18 protein-coding genes and 1 pseudogene are annotated in these 21,543 nt (G+C 70.7%); 8 read left to right on the plus strand and 11 right to left on the minus strand.

Annotated features, from left to right (window positions below; genetic code table 11):
* Position 1 precedes the first annotated feature (1 nt).
* Positions 2-220 (plus strand): DUF2093 domain-containing protein, encoded by a 219-nt coding sequence (locus BM228_RS08145; protein ID WP_092038869.1) that lies wholly within the window; start codon positions 2-4, stop codon positions 218-220.
* Here BM228_RS08145 and lpxK read toward each other — a convergent pair.
* Genes lpxK through BM228_RS08160 form a run of 3 tightly spaced genes read right to left on the minus strand, consistent with a single transcriptional unit; the run spans position 198 to position 3,309 of the window.
* Positions 198-1,196: a tetraacyldisaccharide 4'-kinase gene (gene lpxK, locus BM228_RS08150; protein ID WP_092038871.1), complete on the minus strand. Its 999-nt coding sequence runs from the start codon at positions 1,194-1,196 to the stop codon at positions 198-200. The two genes, BM228_RS08145 and lpxK, sit on opposite strands and share 23 nt — an antisense overlap.
* Positions 1,196-2,527, minus strand: a complete 1,332-nt coding sequence (locus BM228_RS08155) for a 3-deoxy-D-manno-octulosonic acid transferase (RefSeq protein ID WP_208612002.1) — start codon at positions 2,525-2,527, stop codon at positions 1,196-1,198. The genes lpxK and BM228_RS08155 overlap by 1 nt, the downstream gene beginning before the upstream one ends.
* Positions 2,524-3,309: a lysophospholipid acyltransferase family protein gene (locus BM228_RS08160; protein ID WP_092038875.1), complete on the minus strand. Its 786-nt coding sequence runs from the start codon at positions 3,307-3,309 to the stop codon at positions 2,524-2,526. The genes BM228_RS08155 and BM228_RS08160 overlap by 4 nt, the downstream gene beginning before the upstream one ends.
* 287 nt (positions 3,310-3,596) lie before the next feature.
* On the opposite strand from BM228_RS08160, the pseudogene BM228_RS08165 reads away from it, so the two are divergent.
* Together BM228_RS08165 and BM228_RS08170 are read left to right on the plus strand one after the other, a co-directional pair.
* Positions 3,597-4,091: pseudogene (locus tag BM228_RS08165) on the plus strand (VIT1/CCC1 transporter family protein); the annotation flags it as partial.
* A 65-nt stretch (positions 4,092-4,156) separates the two neighbouring features.
* Positions 4,157-5,065: a metallophosphoesterase family protein gene (locus tag BM228_RS08170; protein WP_092038878.1), complete on the plus strand. Its 909-nt coding sequence runs from the start codon at positions 4,157-4,159 to the stop codon at positions 5,063-5,065.
* A 66-nt stretch (positions 5,066-5,131) separates the two neighbouring features.
* Here the strand turns inward: BM228_RS08170 and BM228_RS34600 are convergent, their stop codons facing one another.
* On the minus strand, positions 5,132-5,293 hold the full coding sequence (locus BM228_RS34600; RefSeq protein WP_167367692.1) for a hypothetical protein: 162 nt from the start codon (positions 5,291-5,293) through the stop codon (positions 5,132-5,134).
* Positions 5,294-5,613: 320 nt separating this feature from the next.
* On the opposite strand from BM228_RS34600, the gene BM228_RS08175 reads away from it, so the two are divergent.
* Together BM228_RS08175 and BM228_RS34605 are read left to right on the plus strand one after the other, a co-directional pair.
* Entirely contained in the window at positions 5,614-7,008 is a 1,395-nt protein-coding gene (locus tag BM228_RS08175) for an amidase family protein (protein ID WP_092038880.1), read from the plus strand.
* 75 nt (positions 7,009-7,083) lie between these two features.
* Positions 7,084-7,248 (plus strand): hypothetical protein, encoded by a 165-nt coding sequence (locus tag BM228_RS34605; RefSeq protein ID WP_167367693.1) that lies wholly within the window; start codon positions 7,084-7,086, stop codon positions 7,246-7,248.
* Positions 7,249-7,250: 2 nt separating this feature from the next.
* Here BM228_RS34605 and BM228_RS08180 read toward each other — a convergent pair whose 3' ends face one another.
* The 5 genes from BM228_RS08180 to BM228_RS08200 are packed head-to-tail and all read right to left on the minus strand — an operon-like array spanning position 7,251 to position 14,722.
* Positions 7,251-8,171 carry an NmrA family NAD(P)-binding protein gene (locus tag BM228_RS08180; RefSeq protein ID WP_244537067.1) on the minus strand — a complete coding sequence of 307 codons (921 nt, stop codon included), beginning with the start codon at positions 8,169-8,171 and terminating at the stop codon, positions 7,251-7,253.
* Positions 8,168-9,310, minus strand: coding sequence for a M20/M25/M40 family metallo-hydrolase (locus BM228_RS08185; protein WP_092038882.1), 1,143 nt, complete (start codon positions 9,308-9,310; stop codon positions 8,168-8,170). Before BM228_RS08185 ends, BM228_RS08180 begins: the two co-directional genes overlap by 4 nt.
* Positions 9,307-10,788, minus strand: a complete 1,482-nt coding sequence (locus tag BM228_RS08190; protein WP_092038884.1) for a M81 family metallopeptidase — start codon at positions 10,786-10,788, stop codon at positions 9,307-9,309. The genes BM228_RS08185 and BM228_RS08190 overlap by 4 nt, the downstream gene beginning before the upstream one ends.
* Before the next feature lie 35 nt (positions 10,789-10,823).
* Positions 10,824-13,181 (minus strand): penicillin acylase family protein, encoded by a 2,358-nt coding sequence (locus tag BM228_RS08195; protein WP_092038886.1) that lies wholly within the window; start codon positions 13,179-13,181, stop codon positions 10,824-10,826.
* Positions 13,178-14,722: an acetolactate synthase large subunit gene (locus BM228_RS08200; protein WP_167367698.1), complete on the minus strand. Its 1,545-nt coding sequence runs from the start codon at positions 14,720-14,722 to the stop codon at positions 13,178-13,180. The genes BM228_RS08195 and BM228_RS08200 overlap by 4 nt, the downstream gene beginning before the upstream one ends.
* A gap of 208 nt (positions 14,723-14,930) precedes the next feature.
* Here BM228_RS08200 and BM228_RS08205 point away from each other — a divergent pair, with 208 nt between their 5' ends.
* Together BM228_RS08205 and BM228_RS08210 are read left to right on the plus strand one after the other, a co-directional pair.
* On the plus strand, positions 14,931-16,532 hold the full coding sequence (locus BM228_RS08205) for an ABC transporter substrate-binding protein (protein ID WP_092039130.1): 1,602 nt from the start codon (positions 14,931-14,933) through the stop codon (positions 16,530-16,532).
* A gap of 5 nt (positions 16,533-16,537) precedes the next feature.
* Positions 16,538-17,929, plus strand: coding sequence for an amidase (locus BM228_RS08210; RefSeq protein WP_092038889.1), 1,392 nt, complete (start codon positions 16,538-16,540; stop codon positions 17,927-17,929).
* 12 nt (positions 17,930-17,941) lie between these two features.
* On the opposite strand, the gene BM228_RS08215 is transcribed toward BM228_RS08210, so the two are convergent.
* A complete protein-coding gene (locus BM228_RS08215) occupies positions 17,942-20,272 on the minus strand; it encodes an FdhF/YdeP family oxidoreductase (RefSeq protein WP_092038891.1) in 2,331 nt (776 codons plus the stop codon).
* 119 nt (positions 20,273-20,391) lie between these two features.
* Here BM228_RS08215 and BM228_RS08220 point away from each other — a divergent pair, with 119 nt between their 5' ends.
* Positions 20,392-20,640, plus strand: coding sequence for a hypothetical protein (locus tag BM228_RS08220; RefSeq protein ID WP_092038893.1), 249 nt, complete (start codon positions 20,392-20,394; stop codon positions 20,638-20,640).
* 110 nt (positions 20,641-20,750) lie between these two features.
* On the opposite strand, the gene BM228_RS08225 is transcribed toward BM228_RS08220, so the two are convergent.
* Positions 20,751-21,452, minus strand: a complete 702-nt coding sequence (locus BM228_RS08225; RefSeq protein WP_092038894.1) for a sigma-70 family RNA polymerase sigma factor — start codon at positions 21,450-21,452, stop codon at positions 20,751-20,753.
* Positions 21,453-21,543: the final 91 nt, after the last annotated feature.

Consider the following 21,543-nt stretch of genomic DNA (forward strand, 5'->3'; position numbering starts at 1 on the left):
CGTGCTAGGGCGCTACGAACGTGGACAGAACGGCGAGGCGGTCGTCCAGTACGGGGACGGCACCATGCGGGTGGTCAAGCCGGGCAGTTTCGTGCGCTGCGCGGTGACCGGCGAGTCGATCCCGCTGGACGGGCTGCGCTACTGGAGCGCCACCCGGCAGGAGGCCTACGTGTCGCCCGAGGCGATCCTGACGCGGCTCAAGGAAACCGGTCGGCCGTAGGCTTCTCCAGCGCCTGCCGGATCTGCCGGCGCAAGGTTTCTAGATCGTCCGGCACGAGGCGCACGCGCAGTACGCGGACCCGGGCCGCGAATTCGGTTGGAAGCCGTACCGCATCCTTCTCGGTGGTCACGAGCTCCGCGCCGAGCCTGTCCGCCTCGGCGGCCAGGGCTACGAGATCCGCGTCGCGATAGGGGTGGTGGTCGGGGAACGGCCGTGCCGCGACGAGGGCGGCTCCGGTCCCCCGCAGGGTCGTGAAAAACTTTTCCGGCCGACCGATCCCCGCGAAGGCCAGGCAGCGCCGGCCTGCCAAGTCGGCCGCGTCCGGGACCAGTTGCGCCCGGTGGACCGGCAGCCCGCGTCTTTCCGCGCGCTCCGCCACAGACGCGCCGGGGGCGCCGTCGCCGACCAGGATCAGGCCGGCGATATGGGGCCATTGCCGCGCGAGCGGCGCCCGCAAGGGGCCGGCCGGGAACGGATGGCCGTTGCCGATGCCGGCGCCGCCGTCGACCACCGCCCAGGCGAGGTCCTTGGCGAGCGTCGGGTTCTGCAATCCGTCATCCATGACGATCACATCGGCGCCCAGCGTCCGGCACAGGGCCGCCCCGGCCGGCCTATCCCGGGACACGACCGTCGGCGCGTGGCGGGCGAGGAGCAGCGGCTCGTCGCCGACATCCGCGGCCCCGTGGCCGTCCGGATCGACCCGGACCGGTCCGGAGAGGCGCCCGCCATAGCCGCGGGACAGGAAGGCCGGCCGGCGGCCGAGTTCGGCGAGCAGGGCGGCGACCGTGATCGCGGCAGGGGTCTTGCCGGCCCCGCCGAGGGTGAAGTTGCCCAGGCACAGGACTGGGCAGCCCGCCCGTATACCGGGCCGATCCATGCGCCGGGCGGTGAGGGCGCCGTAGGCCGCGCCGAGCGGCGCGAGGACGCGCGCGACCGAGTGGTCGGCGCCCGCCGCCCAGAAGCGCGGTGGCCGCATCAGGCCCGCGCGAGCGGACGGGCGACCTCGCCCCGGTCGAGCCGCTGAAGCTTCATCTGCGCCACGAAGGGGTCGAGCACGGCGAGCGTGCGCCCGACCGCGCCCTCGAACGGCCGCAGCGCGAGGGGCCCGGCCTGCACCATGCCGCCGAGGCGTGTCGGATTCCCGAGGAGTTCGCCGACCAGGGTGGCGAGTTCGACCCCGTCCCGCACCGGCAGGGCGGCGCCGGCCCGGTCGAGGGCGCGATAGACCGTATCGAAATTCGCGATGTGCGGCCCGTGCAGGACCGCCGTCTCAAGACGCACCGGCTCGATCGGGTTCTGGCCGCCATGCGGGACCAGGGATCCGCCGAGGAACGCCAGCGGCGCGAGCCGGTAGAACAGGCCCATCTCGCCGATCGTGTCGGCGATATAGACCTCGACCGACGGGTGGGGACGCCCGCCGCTGGACCGTCGGGTGCCGCGCAGCCCGTAGGCGGCCGCGGCTTCAGCCGCATCGCCGCCCCGGCTCGGATGCCGGGGCGCGAGGATCGTCAGGAGCCTCGGAAACTGCGCCTTCAGCACCGCGTGGGCGTAGGCGACGATGCTGTCCTCGCCCTCATGGGTGCTCGCAGCGATCCAGACCGGCCGGTCGGCGATCAGGTCGCCGAGATAAGCCAGTTGCTGCGGATCCGCCGGCGGCACCTGGGCGTCGAATTTGAGATTGCCGGCGATGCTGACCCGGGGGGCTCCGAGCTTGGCATAGCGGGCGCCATCCTCCTGGGTCTGGGTGAGGCAGACCGCGATCCGCGACAGCAACGCCTTGGCGGTGCGCGGGCAGCGCTCCCAGCCCTTGAACGACCGCTCCGACATGCGGCCGTTGACCAGGATCAGCGGGATCTCGCGGGCGGCGAGGTCCAGGATCGTGTTCGGCCAGATCTCGGATTCCGCCACGATGGCGAGGTTCGGCTGCCAGTGTCTGAGGAACCGCGCCACCCAACGCGGGGCATCGAGCGGCACGTATTGGTGCACGGCGCCGGGCGGCAGGCGGGAGCCGATCAGCTCCGCGGCCGAGCGCGTGCCCGTGGTCACCAGGACCGAGAAGCCTCGGGCGATCATGCCCTCCACGAGCCCGATCAGCGACAGGACCTCGCCGACGCTCGCCCCGTGCATCCAGGCCAGGGGGCCGACCGGGCGCGCCCGGCCGGGCAGGCCGCGCCGCTCGGGCAGCCGCAGCGGGTCCTCCTTGCCGTGATGGGCGCGCCAGGCGAGGAGCCCGGCCAGAGCGGGCTCGCCGACGCGCAGGCCGGTCCGGTAGGCCAGCAGCGGCAGGGTCATGGGCGGAAGCTTCACGCGGAGTCTCCCACCGGGGCGGCCGCCAGGGCCGGAGACCCATTGCGATAGAGCGCGGCGCGGTCGGCCCGCCCGACCAGCGCGTAGGCGCGGGCATGAACCCGGTTCATCTCGGCTTCGAGGTGGCGTCGGAGCGCCTCGAACTCTTCCCCCTCGCAGTCGCGGGCGACGTAGATCGGGTCACCCAGCACCACCGCGCCCCTTCCGAAGGGGAGGCCGAGACAGGCTCGGTCCCAGGACTTGAAGCGCAGATGCCGGCTCGTCACCACGGCGGCTGGGACGATCGGGCGGCCGGAGAAGCGCGCCAGCGTCAGGATCCCGGCATCGCAGCGGCGCGAGACTTTTGGCACATCCGCACTGAAGGCTACCGACTCGCCGGCCTTCAGGGCCCGCAGCATCGCCCGCAAGCCCTCGGCCCCGCCCTTGGCGCGGGCATCAGTCGCCCGGTCCCGGCCGCGGGCGCCGGAGGCCCGCATCACGCGCACGCCGAGCCGCTCCAGCGCGATGGTGTTGATGTTGCCGTCCGGGTTCTTCGAGATGATCGTCGCGACCCGGTCCCGCGGCCGGCGCATGAACGGCATCATGATGTGCTGGCCGTGCCACATGCCGGCGATCAGGGGCACCTGCGCGTCGATCCACCCGTCCGCGTCACCGGGGCCGGCCGAGCCGGCCTGGACCTCGAACCGGTTGGTCGCCCGCACCAAGCGCAAATACCCGGCCGCCGCGCGCCCGAGGATGCGCTGAACGACGGGATGGCGAAGGATACGCTTGCCGAGATTCATGAGACGCTTGTGGCAGTCGGAACGGCGCGGCCCGAATCGACCGGGCGCGGTTTCGTCCGCCCATGGTCTAGTCCCCCGGCCCGAGCCAACGCAACTCGGCCGCCGGTCGGTCAGCCGGGACCGCCCGTCCGCCACGCCCCAGCCCGGGCGAAGCCACACCGAACACGGAGAAAAGACCGGCCGCGGTCTTGTTTAGACCAATTCTAAAAGATAGATTGGAATTCATCTAAACAGGAGCGCGAACCATGGCAGCTGCCCTTGAGGATCCGGCCGACGCCGCCGCGGAAGCCCGGAAGGCCTTCGCCCTGCGCTACGTGCAGCCGGGCCTCGCCGGCCTGATCGACGGGTCGGTCTCGACCCTGGCGCCGATCTTCGCGGCCGCCTTCGCCACCGGGCATAATGGGGCGACCTTTCTGGTCGGGCTCGCGGCCTCGGTGGGGGCCGGCATCAGCATGGGCTTCACGGAGGCCCTGTCCGACGATGGCAGCATCACCGGGCGCGGCGATCCGTGGCTGCGCGGACTGGTCTGCGGTGTGATGACGACACTGGGCGGCCTCGGGCATACGCTGCCCTACGCGATTCCGGATCGACTCCCGCCCGGCTGGCCGAACCCGTTCGTCCTCGCCACCAGCCTCGCGGTGCTGGTCGTGATCGTCGAGCTGGTCGCGATTGCGGCGATCCGCACCCGCTTCATGGCGACGCCGTTCTGGCGCGCGGCGATCCAGGTGATGCTCGGCGGCGCGCTGGTGCTCGCGACGGGCATGCTGATCGGCAGCGCTTGACGCGCGGGCTCGCGACCGCGATGCGGAGCGCGTCCCGTGCCCCTCGCGAGCGTTGATCCTCGGCCTTGACCTTCCGCCTGGCCCATCTGAGCGACCCCCATGTCGGCCCGCTGGGCCGCGTGCGCCTGCACCAGCTCATCGGCAAGCGCGCCACCGGCTACGCCAACTGGCGGCGCGGCCGCTCGCGCAGCCACGACATGACGGTGCTCGAAACCCTGGTGGCGGACCTGAAGCAGCAGGGCGTGGCGCACGTCGCCTGCACGGGCGACCTCTGCAATATCGGCCTGCCGAGCGAGTGGGAGACCGCGCGGACCTTCCTGGAGGCCCTGGGCTCACCCGAGACGGTGAGCTTCGTGCCGGGGAATCACGACGCCTATGTCCGCGGCTCCCTGGAGGGCCTGCTGGCGACCTGCCAGGGTTATACGAGCGACGATTCGGGCTCGTCTGGCCGCTTTCCCTATCTGCGCCGGCGCGGCCCCGTGGCGCTGATCGGCCTCTCGAGCGCGATCCCGACCAAGCCGTTCGTGGCGACTGGACGTCTCGGGCCGCCGCAGCTCGCCGCCGCCGAATCGCTGCTGCGAGCGCTCGCCACCGAGCCGGGCAAGCCGTTCCGGGTGGTGATGATCCACCATCCGCCGCAGCCCGGAGGCGCCTCGTCCGGGCGGGAACTCAAGGATGCCGCCACCTTCACGGCGATGATCGCCCGGGCCGGCGCCGACCTGATCCTGCACGGCCACAACCACACCACCACCAGCGCCCTGGTCCCGGGACCGGACGGCCGCTTCGTGCCGGTGATCGGCGCACCCTCGGCCTCGGCGCGGCCGGACGGGCATGGCGGCCTGGCGGCGCGCCGGGCCTCCTACCTGCTCTACGAAATCACCCGGCATGGGGCCGGCTTCGCAGTCACCGCACGGCGGCGCGGCCTCGATGCGGCGGGTGTCGTCACTGATCTGGGACCGATCGATCTCGACTGACGGCCTTGGCGTCGTCGGTCCCGAGGCCGGCCGCGCCGATCCGGGCGGGCGGCCTCGGCAGCGTCATCAAAGGCTCGCGGCTGCGAGCTCGGTCCGTTGCTGCTGGCTGATGCTGGCTTCGTAGCGTTCGGCCTGCAGGCGGGTCAGGCCGCTGATCAACGCGAGGGTCCCGCGATAGACCGTGTAAGTGCCGTCGTGAGTCGGCTTGACGCGAATCATCTCTGCCATGGAAGCCTGCCTTGTGCTGGAGGTTGCCTGTCTTCGTCGAAGGAGAGCGATCCTTTTTGCTGATCTGGCCGGTCGAACGCGCGAACGGTAAGGAGGTTATCAATCACTCTATGCCTGGCAAGGGTCGGCTGCGGCGAAATGCTTAGTTAATTCTGTTGCAATGCGGCAAGCCGTTGCCGCCATTCGCAATCGGCCAGTGCTCAAAAATGCGGCCGGGCACTTGCATAATGAATATGGCCGCGTCGGACCGTGACGTGCCCGCGCGCGGCACGGATCCGGCGCGAATCTCTGCCCCACGGGGCTCGGCGAAGGGATCCCTCATGCAGCTCTGGCGTCTGACCGCGACCGACCTCTCGGACCTGATCCGCACCGGTCAGGTGTCGGCCCGGGAGGTGGCGCAGGCGGCCCTCGGGCGGCTCGACGCGGTCAATGGCCGGATCAACGCCGTGGTCGCGCATCACCCGGAGGAGGTGCTGGCCCAGGCCGACGCGGTCGATGCCGCCCGCGCCCGGGGCGACACGCTCGGGCCGCTGGCGGGCGTGCCGGTGACGATCAAGGTCAATGTCGACCAGCGCGGCTTCGCCACCACGAACGGGCTGCGGCTCCAGCGCGATCTCATGGCCGCCGACGACAATCCCGTGGTGGCGAATATCCGTCGGGCCGGGGCGGTGTTGCTCGGGCGGACCAACACGCCGGCCTTCTCGCTGCGCTGGTTCACCACCAACCAGCTCCATGGCGCGACAAAGAACCCGCGCGATCCCGCGCTGACCCCCGGGGGCTCGTCCGGCGGGGCCGGCGCCGCGGTGGCGGCCGGGATCGGGGCGATCGCCCACGGGACCGACATCGCCGGCTCGGTGCGCTACCCGGCCTATGCCTGCGGCGTGCATGGCTTGCGTCCGAGCCTCGGCCGGATCCCGGCCTGGAACGCTTCGTCGCCCGAGCGCGGGATCGGGCCGCAGCTCATGGCGGTGTCGGGACCGCTGGCGCGCAGCATCGCCGATCTGCGTCTCGCCCTCCACGTGATGGCGGCCCCCGATCCGCGCGACCCGTGGTGGGTGCCGGCGCCCCTAGAAGGACCGGCGGTGCCGCGCCGGGCGGCTCTGTGCGTGCGGCCCGGCGGTCTCGCGGTGGTGCCGGAGGTCGAGGCCGCGTTGCGTGACGCCGCCCGGCGGCTCACCGACGCGGGCTGGACGGTCGAGGAGATCGCCGACACCCCGCCGATCCGCGAGGCGAGCGCCCTTCAGCTCCAGCTCTGGCTCGGCGACGGCTACGCCGCGACCCGGGCGGCCGCCGAGCGCGAGGGCGACGCGGCGGCCATCGACCTGCTGGAGTATTTCCGGGAGCCCGCGGAGGCGATGCCCCCCGACGCCATCGCCAAGGCGCTGATCCGGCGGGCGACGCTCGCCCGGGAATGGGCGCTGTTCCTCGCCGAGCATCCGGTGCTGCTGGTGCCGGTCTCGGCCGAGCTGCCGTTCCCGGACGGGCTCGACCGCACCGGCGAGGCCGGAATCGAGCGCGCCTTCGAGGCGAACCTGCTGCAGGTCGGCTTGGCGCCTCTCGGCGTGCCGGCGCTCACCGTCACCACCGGCCTCGTCGGCCGAACGCCTGTGGGCGTGCAGCTCGTCGCCGCCCGCTACCGGGAAGACCTGTGCCTCGCCGCGGGCGCCGCGATCGAGGCGCCCGGCGTGCCGGAGATGCCGATCGATCCAGTCTGACCCAATCCGGCCTGCCGCCCAGGAACCGGATTGCAATGGCCTCGCTTATACAACTGATAGTTGTGTGAGGCACCCATGTCCGTGATCGCGACCGCAGGCTGCGTCGGAAGCGCCCTGGTCTTCACCTTGGCCGCGTCCTCGGGCCCGCTGCTGGCCTTGGCCGGGTTCTTCGGCGGCGGCACGATCGGGGGGATGATCGGCGCCGTGGCGGTGGCGGCCCTCGGCTGGGGCCGCGCCTGATCTCACGCCCGACCGCGCGGCTCGGCGGTCTCCGACAGGAAGGTTCGGACTTTGGTCCAGCGCAGGTCCGGGTAGCGGTCGTTGTCGAGGGGCGTGAGCCGGGCGCGGCCCTCGAACATGTCGCGCAGGTACTGCATGCCCTGCCAGGGCGGGAACACCGCGCCGCGCCCCGGAGCGAGGGTGCGGGCGACGCGGATCATCAGACCCAGAGAGCCGAGGCTGCCGGCGCGCAGCACCCGATAGCGCGTGCCTCGGGCCGCGCTCGCCGCCTCGGCCAAGTCGCGGGCGCTCACGCTATCGCCGGCGATCCGCAGCCAGCGCGGGGTCCCGGGATCCAGGGCGGCCCGGGCCGTGAAGGCCGCGGTGTCGTCCTTGGTGGTGAAGTCGAGGATTTGGTCGGCGCTGCCCCAGGAGAGCACCCGGCGCGGGCGGTGGAGGATCAGCGGCGCCTGCCCGTCGAGCAATTCCATGAACGCGCCGCTGAGCACCGAGGTCGCCTGGATCGAGGCGGCGTCGAGACGGTCCCGGAAGGCGCGGCGCAGGTCGAGGTTGCGGTTCCCGCCGGGCGCGGTCTTGGCGTAGTCGATCGAGAAATCCGAGGGGATGAAGCGCGGCACGCCGGCCCGGACGGCACCCTCCAGCAAAGCGGTCTGCGCATCGATCACGGTCCCGCTCAACCCGTTGAAGGCCGAGACCACGCAGGCCGCCCCCGTGCACGCGACCTGCCAGTTGCCGGGGCGGCCGGGGCCAGCCTCGACCACGCGGGCGCCCAGCGCGTGGAGCGGCGCGACCCGGGCCTGATCCGTCCCGGGCCGGACGAGAGCGGTGACCGCTGCGCCCTCGCGCCGGAGCGCCCGCACGATCCGCAGGCCGAGATCGCCGGTGGCGCCGGCGACCGCGACCGTCACGGGATCGGGGCTCACGATCGGCCCGCGGTGCCGAGATTGGCGAGCAGAGCCGCGAACAGCCGCGCCCGCTGGGGCAGCGTCTCGATCAGCACGTGCTCGTCGAGGGTGTGGTAGCCCTGGCCCAGCGGTCCGAGGCCGTCGAGGGTCGGGATGCCGTTGGCGCCGGTGAAGTTTCCGTCCGAGCCGCCGCCGGCGCTGCGATGGGGCAAGGGCTGGCCGAGCGCCTCGCTCAAGGTCCGCGCCTGCTCGTAGAGGGCCAGGCAGCCGGCATCGGGCTCCCAGACCGGCCGGGTGACGCCCCGGGTCACCGAGAAGCGGACGCCGTCCTGCTCGCCAGACAGGGCCAGCATCCGCGCGACTCCGCGGTCGAGATCGGCCTGACGCTTGGCCATGCTCAGGGCCTGCCCGCGGCACAGGGTCGGGACGCAATTGACCCATTGCCCGCCCGAGACGATCCCGGTGGAGAAGGTGCAATCCGCATCCGATAGGCTGTCGATCGCCAGGATCATGCGCGCCATAGCACGGATCGCCGAGCGGCCCTCGTGGGGCGAGGCGCCGGCATGGCTCGGGCGGCCCACGGCCTCCAGGTCGAAGCGCGCGATGGCGTAACGGCCTGTGACGACGCCGTTGTCGGCTTGGCCGGGCTCGGGCACCAGCACGAAGGCGTGGCGGCCGGCCTCGGCCTCGATCAGGTCCCGGGTCGAGGGGCTGCCGACCTCCTCGTCGCCAGTGAACAGGAATGTCACCGGCAGCGGCGTCTCGATACCGGCGGCGGTGAGCGCGCGGATCGCCGCGAGGGCGATCACGTTGCCGCCCTTCATGTCGAGGATGCCCGGCCCGTAGGCGCGGTTGCCCGCGATCCGCCAGGGCAGGCTCCCGAGGGTGCCGACCGGATGCACCGTGTCGAGATGCCCGAGCACCAGGATGCCGGGCCGGTCACGATGGCGATGGGGGAAGCGGGCGCGGACGCAATCGCTCAGGCCCATCCGGCCGGGGATGGTCTCGACCGCAGCCCCGGCGACCGCGAGGTCGCGGGCGGCCAGGCCCATCATCCGGTTGACCGCGGCCGCGTCGTGGGTCGGGCTCTCGCATTCCACCCAGGGGCGCAACGTCGCCAGGATGGACTCGGCGTCGAACGGCAGGTCCGGGATCATCGGGCGCTCTCGGCGGAGGACTCGGCGAAGGGATCGACCACCTTGGGCCAGTAGCGGCCCGAGCGCTTGGTGTAGGGGATCGCGCCGTAATCCGGCGGGACCGCCCCCGGCGCCGCGACGTAGCGGACCTCGCTCGCGATCGGCGCGAAGGCGGCGTAGAAATGCTGCATCGACTTCACCACCACGATTCGCTTGTCGTCGAGGCTGAGCCCGAGCCCCGTGAAGGCGTCGGGCGCGAAAGCCTGCTGGCGGATATGGGTCAGGACCACGTGGATCCCATCGGCCTCGACCCAGGCGGCAGGCCCGAGGCGGGCCCGGCCGCCGCTGAGGCCGCCCTGGCTGTGATCCTCGGAGAGGCCGCGCACGGTGATGCGCAGGTCCACGGGATCGCCCGAGGTGACGCCGCACTTGCCGCCGATGCGCAGCACGAAGGTCGCGCCGAGCCCGGCCTCGTGGCAGATCCCGACCGCGCCGGGATCCCAGATCAGACCGAGCGCCACATCCGTGATGCCGCGCTCGGCGAGGCGCGCCAGGATCGCGGTGTTATCGGAGGGCGCGCCGGCCCCCGCATTATCGGCGAAGTCGGCCAGCACCATCGGGCGCGGGTCGTCCGAGGCCAAGGCCGCGTCGATGGCGGCATCGATGCTGTCGCAGCGGCTCGCCGCCTCTTCGCGCATCGCCCAGACCTCCCGGGCGAGTTCATCTGCCAGCGCCTGCGCCTTGGCGGCATCGCCGTCGGCGACAACCAGCATTTTCGCGCCGACATCCGGCACGTCGCCCCAGGGGAAGCCGTGCCCGAAGGAGACCGACAGGATGCCGTCCCGGCCCTCCAGCGCCTCCATCCGGCGCACGAAGCCGGCGACCGGCTCGCGGGTGGTGCGCCACATGTTGATCATCCGGCAATCGGCATAGGCCATCACCGGCCGGATGTCTTTCGCGGCTGTCCGCACCACGAGAGGATAGAGGTCGCGGGCGCGGTCGACGATGTCGGTGTGCGGGTATTCCTTGTAGATCACGATCACGTCGGCGCTCCGCCGCATCGCCTCGGTGAGATGGCAATGCAGGTCGAGCTCGACGCCGATCGTCGCGTCCGGGCCGACGATGGCGCGGACCCGCTCCAGGGTGTCGCCCTCGCAATCGTCAGTGCCCTCGGCGACCATGGCGCCGTGCATGAACAGCAGCACGGCATCGACCGGCCTGGCCGCCCGGAGATCGTCGAGCAGGGCGTCGCGCAATTCCTCGTAGACGGCGCGCAGGGTGATCCCGCCCGGCTGCGCGAAGGTCGAGAGGCTCTCGACGACATTGTGACCATCCGCCTCGGCCTGCTCGTGCCAGGCCTTGAGGGCGATGTTGCTGAGGCGAGGCGGGTTCTTGCTGCCGTCCCGGCGGGCATAGTCGGCCAGAAAGGCCGCGCGGCCGGTGGGCAGGGGCGCGAAGGTGTTGGTCTCGGTGGCGAGGCCCGCGATGAAGATCTGCACGGTTTTTCCAGTCCCCGTCTTCGGCCGGCCACCGGTCAGGCGGAGGCCGGGCTCAGCGTGATGATCGTCTCGGTGGCCGCCTCCACGGCGGCGCGGCCGTAGAGCATCGGCACATGGTCCTGGCGGCCCCAGATGGGGGCCAGGTCGGCGTAATGCGGGCTGCCCGGGTCCCCCGACTGGCCGGGCACGTTGATGAAGACCGATCGGTCCCAGTCGCCCACATCCACGACCATGCGGAACGAGGCACCGTGGGTCAGCTGGAACGTGTCGGTCCGGTACTCCGCGTGCATGACCGATGCCGCGGCGCCCCCGACGGCCAGCGGGCCGACATCCCAGCCCGAATCCGGCCGCAGGGCCGAGAGCGGATGGGCGAACAGGGCGTGGTGTAGCCGGCCCCAGGACCAGGTTTTGGGGTCCGTCCCCATCCGCGTGCGGCACTCCCTGAACGCGGCCTCCAGGGAATCTGTCAGAAGGCCGTCGCGGGCGGCCGGATTGAGGCCAGTCTCCAGCCGCTCGATCAGGCTCTGCGTGTCGCCGGGCGGCAGCAGGCGGCGGGTCCGGGCGTCGGGCACCAGGGCTTCGAGCAGGGCCGGGCGGAGATGGCGGACCCAGAACACCTCGATGAGGGCGGCCGCCGCGGAGTCCGTGTGCAGCGATCCGTCGAACGGGGCCAGCAGGGCGCGAGCCGCCTCGATATCGGGATCCGCCCCCGCCGGCAGCGCCCGCACGAGCTTGGCGAGGTGCAGGGCCGGCTCGGAATGGTCGTCGCCCTGGAGCGCCTGGGACTCCGACAGACTGTGCCGGTTCTGACCATCCAGCACCGTGCGGATGCGCCGGGCGCGCCAGGGCTCAGCCCATTCGAAGCCGACCTTGCGGGTCTCGACGGGAAAATCCGGCGGCAGGTTCATCTCGTTGGCGGTGGCGAGGTAGCCCTCCGGCGGGTCGATGCGGCGGGGCAGGGCGTCGGGATCGTGAAACCCGGCCCAGTCGTAGCGGCCATCGCCCGGCAGCGGCAGCAAGCCATCATGGGTCGGCCGGACCGGCGCCTTGCCGGCCATGAACCACGCGCTACGCCCGGTCTCATCAACGTAGAGCTGGTTGACCGAAGGCGCCGACCAGTGGCGCAGGGCCTGCCCGAACGCCTCCGGGCTCGTGGCGCCGAGATAGGCGAGGCTGCTGAGATAGGCGGCAGCGCCGGGCTCGGACCAGACGGTGCGGAGCGCGAAGGCCCGCCCGCCGGTCTCGCGGATCACCGGGCCGTGCCGGGTGAAGGCCAGTAATACGGTCTCGTCCGGGCCGCCACGCACCGGAATGTTTTCGGTGACGCGCTCGATCGGCTCCCAGTCCTCGCCATAGCGGTAGCGATCCGGATCGGCCGGGTCGGTCTCACAAACAAAAAGATCCTCCTGGTCCATCGGCGCGATGGTCAGGCTGAAGGCGGCCTGGCCGTTATGGCCGATGGAGATGCCCGGCAGGGCGGGCTCGCCTGCCCCGATCACGTCGAGACCCGGGGCAGTGAGATGGACGGCGTAGCGCAGCGATGGCTGCAGGTAGATCCGGTGCGGGTCGCTCGCCAGGATCGGGCGGCCGGTCTCGGTTCGAGTCGGCCCCACCACCCAGTTGTTCGAACCCTCGACCGGCTCCTTCGGGGTGGCGCGCGTCCCCCGCGTGACCGCGCCGTGGGCGTCGACCTTGCTCCAGGCCCAGGCCTCCTCGCGCGTGGCGGCCATCCGCTCGGGGGTGAACCCGACCGGGGCGGTGGCGAGCCGGAAATCGTCGAGGAGGTCGACCGGCCAGTCGGCGGCGTCGAGCCCGTCCGGCATCACCGGGTCGTGCGGCGGGCTGATGCGCTTGCGCAGGTCGTCGGCGGCGAGCCCGGCCTCGCGGGTCTCGGCCAGGGCCAGCACCCGGGCGCGGGCGACCTCGGACAGGACGTTGCGCACGAGCCCATGGCTGCGGATCCGGACCACATCCTCGGGCAACCATCGGGCGGGGCAGGTCTCCGTCAGGGCGAATTCGGGCGGCCGCAAGTCCGGCCGCGTCTCGGCCAACGCGACGAAGGCGTTGATCCCGTCCACGAAGGCCGTGACGATGGCCTTGGTATCCTGCGGCCCATAGGCGGCCCATTCGGCCGCCATATCCCCGCGATACAGGAACAACCGGGCGGCGCGGTCCTGGGCGAGATAGCCCGGCCCGAAATCCGCCGCCAGCAGGCCGAGTCCGCGCTTGCGCCAGAGGTCGAGCTGCCACAGCCGATCCCGGGCGGCGTTGAAGCCCTGGACCCGGAAGGCGTCGAGCGCGGTGGCGGCGCGGATATGGGCCAGCCCCCAGCGGTCGATCCGGATCTCGGCGGGGCCTTCGAGCCCGGGCAGCGCGTAGGCGGCTCCGCTCACAGGGCGACTTCGATGAGGTGCGGGCCGGGTGTGTCCAGCCCGTGCCGGAACGCTGCGATGAAGTCCTCCAGGGTCTCGACCCGCCTACCCTCGACCCCGAAGCCGCGGGCGAGGCTGACCCAATCCACCGCCGGATCATCAAGGCTCAGCATGCCGAGCGCCTTCGGACCGGGATTGTGCGCGCCGACATTGGCGAGTTCCGCCCGCAGGATCGCGTAGGACCGGTTCGACCAGATCAGCGTCACCACGTCGAGGCGCTCGCGGGCTTGCGTCCAGAGGGCCTGGGCGGTGTAGAGCCCGCTGCCGTCGGCCTGGAGGTTGATCACCTTGCGGTCGGGGCAGGCCACCGCCGCCCCGGTGGCCATCGGGATGCCGAGGCCGATCGAGCCGCCGCTGAGCTGCAGCCAGGAATGCGGTGCGGCATCCCGGGTCAGGGCGAAGAAGTTGCGGCCGGTGGTGATCGACTCGTCGCAGATCACCGCGCCCTCCGGGATCAGCGCGCCGAGGACTTGGCCGATAGTGTCCTGGTCCAGGGCGCCCGAACCGGGCAGGCTGGGCCGCGGCTTCGCAGCGATCGGCTCGGCCGGCGGCGCGGCGACGGCTTCGGCGAGCCGCTCCAGGGCGTCGATCTGGTCTTCCTCGGGGGTGGCGAGGGTGATGGTTGAAGATCCCTCGGGGGCGAGCAGGCTCGGCTTGCCGGGATAGGCGAAGAACCCCACCGGCTGGGTCGCGCCGATCAGGATGATGTGGCGGAAGCCCTTCAGGGCCTCGATCGCCTGGTCGATCGGGTAGGGCAGGCGCTCGATCGGGACCGTGCCGGCGCCCCGGTCGATCCGGGCGTTGGAGGTCATCGCCATCAGCGTCGCGCCGGTCTTGCGGGCGATCCGGTCGGCGATCACCCGGCCCTCGCCCTGCACCGCCCGATCGCCGAGATGGAGCAGCACCGGCTCGCCGCTGGAGAGCGCTGCCACGGCGGCCGCGATGGCCGATGCCTCGGCTCGCACTCGCTCGGGGATCGGCGGTACCGGCGCGATGCCCGTGCCCGGGTCCCAGGCGGTGTTGGCCGGCAGGATCAGGGTCGCAACCTGCCCCGGCGCGGTGCGGGCGGCCGCGATGGCGGCGGCGCCGTCGGATCCGATCTCGGCGGCGCTCAGGCCGGTATGAACCCAGGACGACATCGGACGGGCCAGCCCCTCGATGTCCGAGGTCAGCGGCGCGTTGTACTCGCGGTGATAGGTGGCGTGCTCGCCGACGATGTTGACGACGGGGGTGCGCGCCTTCTTGGCGTTGTGCAGGTTGGCGAGCCCGTTGGCGAGGCCGGGCCCGAGATGCAGCAGGGTCGAGGCCGGCTTGTCGGCCATGCGGGCATAGCCGTCCGCCGCGCCGGTCGCCCCGCCCTCGAACAGGAACAGGACGCAGCGCATCCCCTCGACCCGGTCGAGGGCGGCGACGAAATGCATCTCGGACGTGCCGGGATTGGTGAAGCAGACCTCGACCCCGCCGGCGACGAGGGTCCGGACGAGGCTCTCGGCCCCGTTCATCGTGGTTGGCGTCCCATCGGTCACGGGCGGCTCCCTCTCGGTCCGGCCCGGTCGGCCGGCAACGCGCATTCATTATTATCGTGGCGCAGCCCGTCCCGAGCGCAAGGGCCGAAACGCGCCATCACCCAGTCATCGGACGCCCGGACTATCGCACGATCTGGCGCGGGATTTGCCGGTGGCGGCCCGCAACGTCGACGAACGGGATCCGATGAAACTGCGCCGCCTCCTCGCCTTCTCCGTCGCCGGTTCCCTCGCGCTGGCTCCTGCCGCTCACGCCGAGAGCGTGCTGCGGATCGCCATGACCGCCTCCGACATCCCCACGGCCACCGGGATGCCCAATAACGGCTTCGAGGGCATGCGCTTCCTCGGCTACCCGATCTTCGAGGGGCTGGTGCAGTGGGACCTGAAGCACACTGACAAGCTCGCCGGCATCATCCCGGCTCTCGCCGAGCGCTGGGAGCAGGATTCCAACGACAAGAAGGTCTGGACCTTCCACCTGCGCCAGGGCGTCAGCTTCCATGACGGCACCCCGTTCAACGCCGATGCGGTGATCTGGAACCTCGACCGCTACTTCAAGAACGACAGCCCGCAATTCGAGCCGCAGGGAGCCGGCATCTCCCGCGCCCGGGCGCCGCTGGTCGGCGGCTACAAGAAGATCGACGATGCCACCGTGCAGTTCACGACCACGCAGGTCGCGTCGTACTTCCCCGACATGGTGGTCTACCTGCTGTTCACCTCGCCCCAATCCTTCGAGAAGGCCGGGCGGGACTGGGCCAAGGTCGCGGCGCTGCCGGCGGCCGGCACTGGCCCGTTCAAGATCACCCGCGTCGCCCCGCGGGAATCGGTCGATCTCGCCAAGTTCGACGGATACTGGGACCCGAACCGGATGGCCAAGGTCGACAAGGTTCGGCTGATGCCGATCCCGGAGGCGAATGCCCGGGTCGCGGCCCTGCGGTCGGGGCAGGTCGACTGGATCGAGGTGCCGGCGCCCGATGCGATCCCATCCCTGAAGCAGGCGGGCTTCGCCATCACCACGGGCTCCTACCCGCATGTCTGGCCGTACATCTTCAACATCGGCGCCAAGGACAGCCCGCTGAAAGACGTGCGCGTCCGCCAGGCACTGAACTACTGCGTCGACCGCGCCGGCATCGTCGAGTTGCTCAACGGCACGGCCGAGCCGGCCTCGGGCTGGCTCAACGACAAGGACCCGAATTTCGGCAGCCCGAAGAACCGTTACGGTTTCGACGCCGCCAAGGGCAAGGCGCTGCTGGCCGAGGCTGGCTACTCCGAGAAGAAGCCGCTCAGCCTCAAGGTGATGATCTCGTCCTCGGGCTCGGGCCAGATGCTGCCGATGCCGATGAACGAGTACTTGCAGGAAAACCTCAAGCAGGCCTGCAACGTCGAGCTCAGCTTCAACGTGGTCGAGTGGCAGGTGCTGCTGAATTCCAGCCGGGCGCTGCCGGACGCGCAGAGCCTCCAGGGCTCGATGGCGCTCAACGTCTCCTCACCCTCGTCCGACCCGAGCGTGATGGCGCGCTACTTCGCCGGCGACCGGTTCCCGCCCGGCGGCTTCAACTTCCCGAACTGGAAGGACGACGCGTTCGATGCCGCCCTCAAGGCGCTGGCCGAGACCGACGACACGAAGGTGATCGACGCGCAGACGGCGCTCGCCCACGAGCGGCTGGTGGACAACCCGCCGTGGTTGTTCATCGTGCACGACCTCAACCCGCGCGGGATGTCGAAGAAGATCCACGGCTTCGTCTCCCCGCAATCCTGGTTCGTCGACCTCACCCTCGTCAGCGTGCAGTAATCCCGATGGCTGATTTTGATCTCGTCGACGCGTCCGCGGCCGAACTCGCCCGGGCGATCGGATCGAAGACACTTTCCCCGGTAGATGCAGTCGACGCGCTGCTCGGCCGGGTCGCGCAGCTGGAGCCGAAGCTCCAGGCCTTCACGGAGGTGTTCGCGGCCGATGCGCGTCTGGCGGCCGAGGGCGCCGACCGGGCGATCCGCGCCGGCCATGCGGTCGGGCCGCTGCACGGCGTGCCGGTGGTGCTGAAAGACCTGATCGACCTGGAGGGCCGGATCACCATGGGCGGCTCGGCCGCCCACCGGGCGCGCCGGGCCGAGCGCACCGCCACCATCGCCCGGCGGCTGATCGCGCAGGGCATGATCGTGCTGGGCAAGACCCACACGGTGGAGTTCGCCTATGGCGGCTGGGGCACCAACCAGCATCTCGGTACCCCCTGGAACCCCTGGGATCCAGAGACCCAGCGCACGCCCGGCGGGTCGAGCAGCGGCACCGGGGTCGCGGTGGCGGCCCGGATGGCGCCCTGGGGCATCGGCACCGATACCGGCGGCTCGGTGCGCCTGCCCGCCTCCTTCTGTGGGCTGACCGGGCTGAAGGTCACGGTCGGGCGCGTCTCGACCTGGGGGATCGTGCCGCTCTCGACGACGCTCGATACCCCCGGCCCGCTGGCGCGCAGTGTCGAGGATACCGCGCTCCTCTACGAGGCGATCTCCGGCCCCGACCCGCTGGATCCCACCACCCGGGGCATCAACCCGGACGCGCCGTGGTCGACCCTGAACCGCGGCGTGCGCGGCCTGCGCCTCGGGCGGATGCCGGAGGCCGAGCGCGAGGGCGTCGCCGCCGACATGCTGGCGGCCTACGATGCGGCCCTCGATCTCCTGGCCGAGCAGGGGGCCGAGATCGTCGACGTCGCTCTGCCGTTCCGGTTCAGCGACTGCGTGGCGATGAGCGGGATCACCAACGCCGAGGCCTATTTCGTCAACGGCGCGCTGGCCGAGGACCCGGGCTCGCAGCTCGGCGACGCCGTCCGGGCCCGGATCCTGGCCGGCGCGAAGGTCTCGGCCCAGGAGTATCTCGGCACGCTCCAGCGCCGCGCCGCCATGAAGGTCGCCTATGCCGCCGCCCTGGAGGGGATCGACGCCCTGCTGACGCCGACGACGGAATGCGCCGCCGTGGCGCTCACCGAGGTCGACGAGGCGCATCTGCCGTCGCGATTCACCCGCTTCGGCAACCTTCTGGACCTCTGCGCCCTGGCGCTGCCCAACGGGTTCACCGCCGCCGGGCTGCCGCTCTCGCTGCAGATCACCTGCCGGGGCTACGACGAGGCGATGGCCCTGCGGATCGGCCAGGCCTACCAGCGGGCGACCGACTGGCATCGGCGCCGCCCGCCGGTCTGAGGCGTCGGGGGTTCAGCCGGCCGCGTAGTCCAGCTGCGGTTCGAGCACGCGGTCGCTGTCCGCATGCATCGTGACCGGGATCATCTTGGCCGCCGGCGTCTTGCTGCCGGAGGCGTAGTGCCAGATCGGCATCAGGACGTTGCATTCCGGGTAGTAGCCGCCGATGCAGCCGATCGGGATGTCGTAGGCGACGACCAGCAGCCCGGAGAGCCGCCGGTCGATGCCGTCATCGGCAACGGTCTTGAGCGTGACCGCCTGCCCGACCTTCAGCCCCAGCCGGTCGATGTCCGACCGGTTCATCAGAACCACCTTGCGGGTGTTGTTGATGCCCCGGAACCGGTCGTCGTAGCCGTAGACGGTGGTGTTGAACTGGTCGTTGCTGCGCAGGGTCATGAGGCGCAGCACGTCGTGCCCGATTGCGGGCATGTCGGCATCCTCGTCCAGGGCGTTCGGCGTGACGAAGTTGGCGCGGCCGGTATCGGTGCACCATTCGCGGCGCTTCACCGGCATGTCGCGCTGGAACCCGCCCGGCTCCCACATGCGCCGCTCGTAATCCCAGAACGAATCCGGCAGCGTCTCGCCGATCTCCTTCCGGATCTCGGCATAGTCCTGCATGTAATCGTCCCACCGCACCCGGGGGTTGGGTTCGAGCACCGCCCGGGCGAGCTCGCAGATTAGACGGATCTCGCTGATCAAGTGCGGGGAGGCGGGTTTGCGCAGGCCGCGATTGCCGTGCACGCAGGCCGAAGTGTCCTCCATCGAGAGGACCTGCGGGCCGGCCTTGGTCTCGTCGATCTCCAGACGCCCGAGCACCGGCAGGATGTAGCTGATCTCCCCCGGAAGGAGCGCGCTGCGGTTGAGCTTGGTGATGACGTTGACGGTCAGGCGGATCCGGCGCCAGGCCGGCTCCATCTGGCCGTGATCGGGGATCGCCCGGACGAAGTTGCCGCCCAGCATGATGAAGGCGCGGACCTCGTCCTTGAGCACCGCCTCGCAGGCCTCAACGGTGTTGTAGCCGGCCTCGCGCGGCGGCTCGAAGCCGAACTGCGCGCCCAGCCGGTCCAGCGGAAACAGCTCGGGCTTCTCGGTGATGCCCACCGTGCGCTGCCCCTGGACGTTGGAATGGCCCCGGACCGGGCAGATGCCGGCGCCGCCGCGGCCCATATTGCCGCGCATCAGCAGCAGGTTCACCAGCATCTGGACGGTCTCGACGCCCGCCCGATGCTGCGTCAGCCCCATGCCGTAGACGGCGATGACGGCCTTCGAGACGCTGTAGACCTTGGCGGTGGATTCCATGTCCGCCCGGTGCAGGCCCGAGCGCCGCTCGAGCTTGTCCCACTCCTGTGTCTCCAGCCAGGCGAGGAACGTGTCGAAGCCGTGGGTGTGCTCTTGGATGAAGGCCTCATCCAGCACCGGCCCGCCGCCCTCGGCAAGTGACGCGTCGTGGAGGGCCAGCACCGCCTTGCAGATCCCGGCCAAAGCCGCGAGGTCGCCGCCGGCCTTGACCTGATGGTACTGCGAGCTGATCCGCGTCTCCTTGCGGGTCAGCATCTCGACCGCTGATTGCGGGTTGAGGAAGCGCTCAAGCCCGCGCTCGCGCAGGGGGTTGTAGGTGATGATCGGAACGCCGCGCTGGCTCGCCTCCTGCAGCGGGTGCAGCATGCGCGGGGAATTGCTGCCCGGGTTCTGGCCAAAGAACAGCAGACAGTCGGCCTTGCCGAAATCGTCCAGCGCCACCGTGCCGATGCCCTGGCCGATGCTGGCCGGCAGCGCCACCGAGGTGGTCTCGTGGCACATGTTGGAGGAGTCCGGCAGGTTGTTGTTGCCGTAGAGCCGGGCGAGCAGCCCGTAGAGGTAGCTGCCCTCGTTCGACAGGCGGCCGGAGCTGTAGAACACCGTGCCCTTTTTTCGGTCCTCCACGGCGCGCAGCTCGCGGGCGATCTCCTCGACGGCATGGCCCCAAGAGACCGGCACGTACTTGTCGCTCGCCGCATCGTAGCGGAGCGGATGGGTCAGCCGCCCGGGCTGCTCAAGGTGATAATCGTCCCAGTCCAGAAGCTCGGTGACCGTGTGCTTGGCGAAGAAGTCCGGCGTGCAACGATGCGCCGTCAGCTCCCAGGCCACCGCCTTGACCCCGTTCTCGCAGAACTCGAAGGGCAGGGGGCTCGCCGGCTTCACCCAGGCGCAGCTGTTGCACTGGTAGCCGTCGACCTTGTTGTGACGCGTCAGCGCGACCGGAACGCTCGCCAGCACCCCTTCACGCCGCAGGATGTTTCCGACGGAGAAGGCCGAGCCCCACCCGCCGGAGGGCAGGCGGTACGGCTTGAAGGTGGGCTTTTGCAACAGATGAACTCCGGACTTCCGTGGCAGGGAAACCCCTGCCGCCCACCGGTGTTTCCTAAAAGAATTCCCGGATCCGGAAATTTATTCGCCCACAACATAAATCAATAACAGGGGTTAGTATGACCGTCAGCCGCGATTACATGCTGAAAAAGCCCGACGGGCCTTCGGCAGCGAAGCATTTTCTTCACACGCAGCTCGTGCCGCGCGCGGTCAACATTGCCGGCGAGGCGGAAGTGGCCTTGAGCCGGGCTTCGGCGCGAACGGGCATCCGCCCGGCTCTGATCCTCGCCGGCGTCGCGGCCGCGGCGGTGATGACGGTTTTCCAGCTTCGGCAAAGCCGCGCCAGCACCGGCAATCGGAGGATCTGAGGCGATCCGTGACCGCTTCGGAGCCGCCCTGTTCGTGCGCGGGAAGCGGTCCAGCGTGGCGCTAGGCTCATCAGACGGTCGCACGCACACCCGGGGCGGCGGCCCCGAACTCAAGGAGCCGGGGCCTGCCCCGCGACTACCACGCCCAGGGTATCGAGCAGCGAGGAGCGCGCCCGGCTGACCCGGCTCTTCACGGTGCCGACTTGGCAGCCGAGCTTGGTCGCCGCCTCTTCGTAGGTATGCCCCTCCGCGCCGACCAGCAGCAGCGCCTGCCGCTGGGCGGCCGGGAGGGTGCCGAGCTGCTTCCACACGACCTTGAGGGTGCTGGCATCTTCTTGGTCGGACAGGCTGGTCATCTGGCTGGCATGGGTGCCGTCCACGTCCTCGACCTCGCGCCGGTTCTTGCGCAGCTCCGAGTAGAACTGGTTGCGCAGGATCGTGAACAGCCAGGCGGTGAAGTTCGTCCCGGGCCGGAACCGCGTCTGGTTGGCCCAGGCCTTCACGAAGGTCTCCTGCACGAGGTCGTCGGCCCGGCTCACGTCGCCGACCAGCGAGAGCGCGAAGGTGCGCAGCGCCGGCAGCGCCTTGATGATGTCGCTGCGGAAATCGAACGCGACGACCTCGCCTTGGGCCGCCACGGCGGCCTCGAAGCGCGCCACGAGGCCGGCGAGCTGAGCCGGCAGCGGCTCCTGCTCGACGATCTGAAAATAGTCTCGGATCGGCAGGGCGAGATGCTGGCCGATAATCGCGGCGTAGCCGGTCGCGCCGCCGCGCTCTGTGCCGTCCGACTCCGTCGCGATATCATCGGTCATACGCGTATCCTGGTCCCGATCGTCTTGTATACTGGAACTGCTCTAACGTCGGTAGCGTCCCAAATCTGAACCGATGCCAAACGCTCCCGGA

It is taken from the genome of Methylobacterium pseudosasicola (genome assembly GCF_900114535.1).
Taxonomy (GTDB): domain Bacteria; phylum Pseudomonadota; class Alphaproteobacteria; order Rhizobiales; family Beijerinckiaceae; genus Methylobacterium; species Methylobacterium pseudosasicola.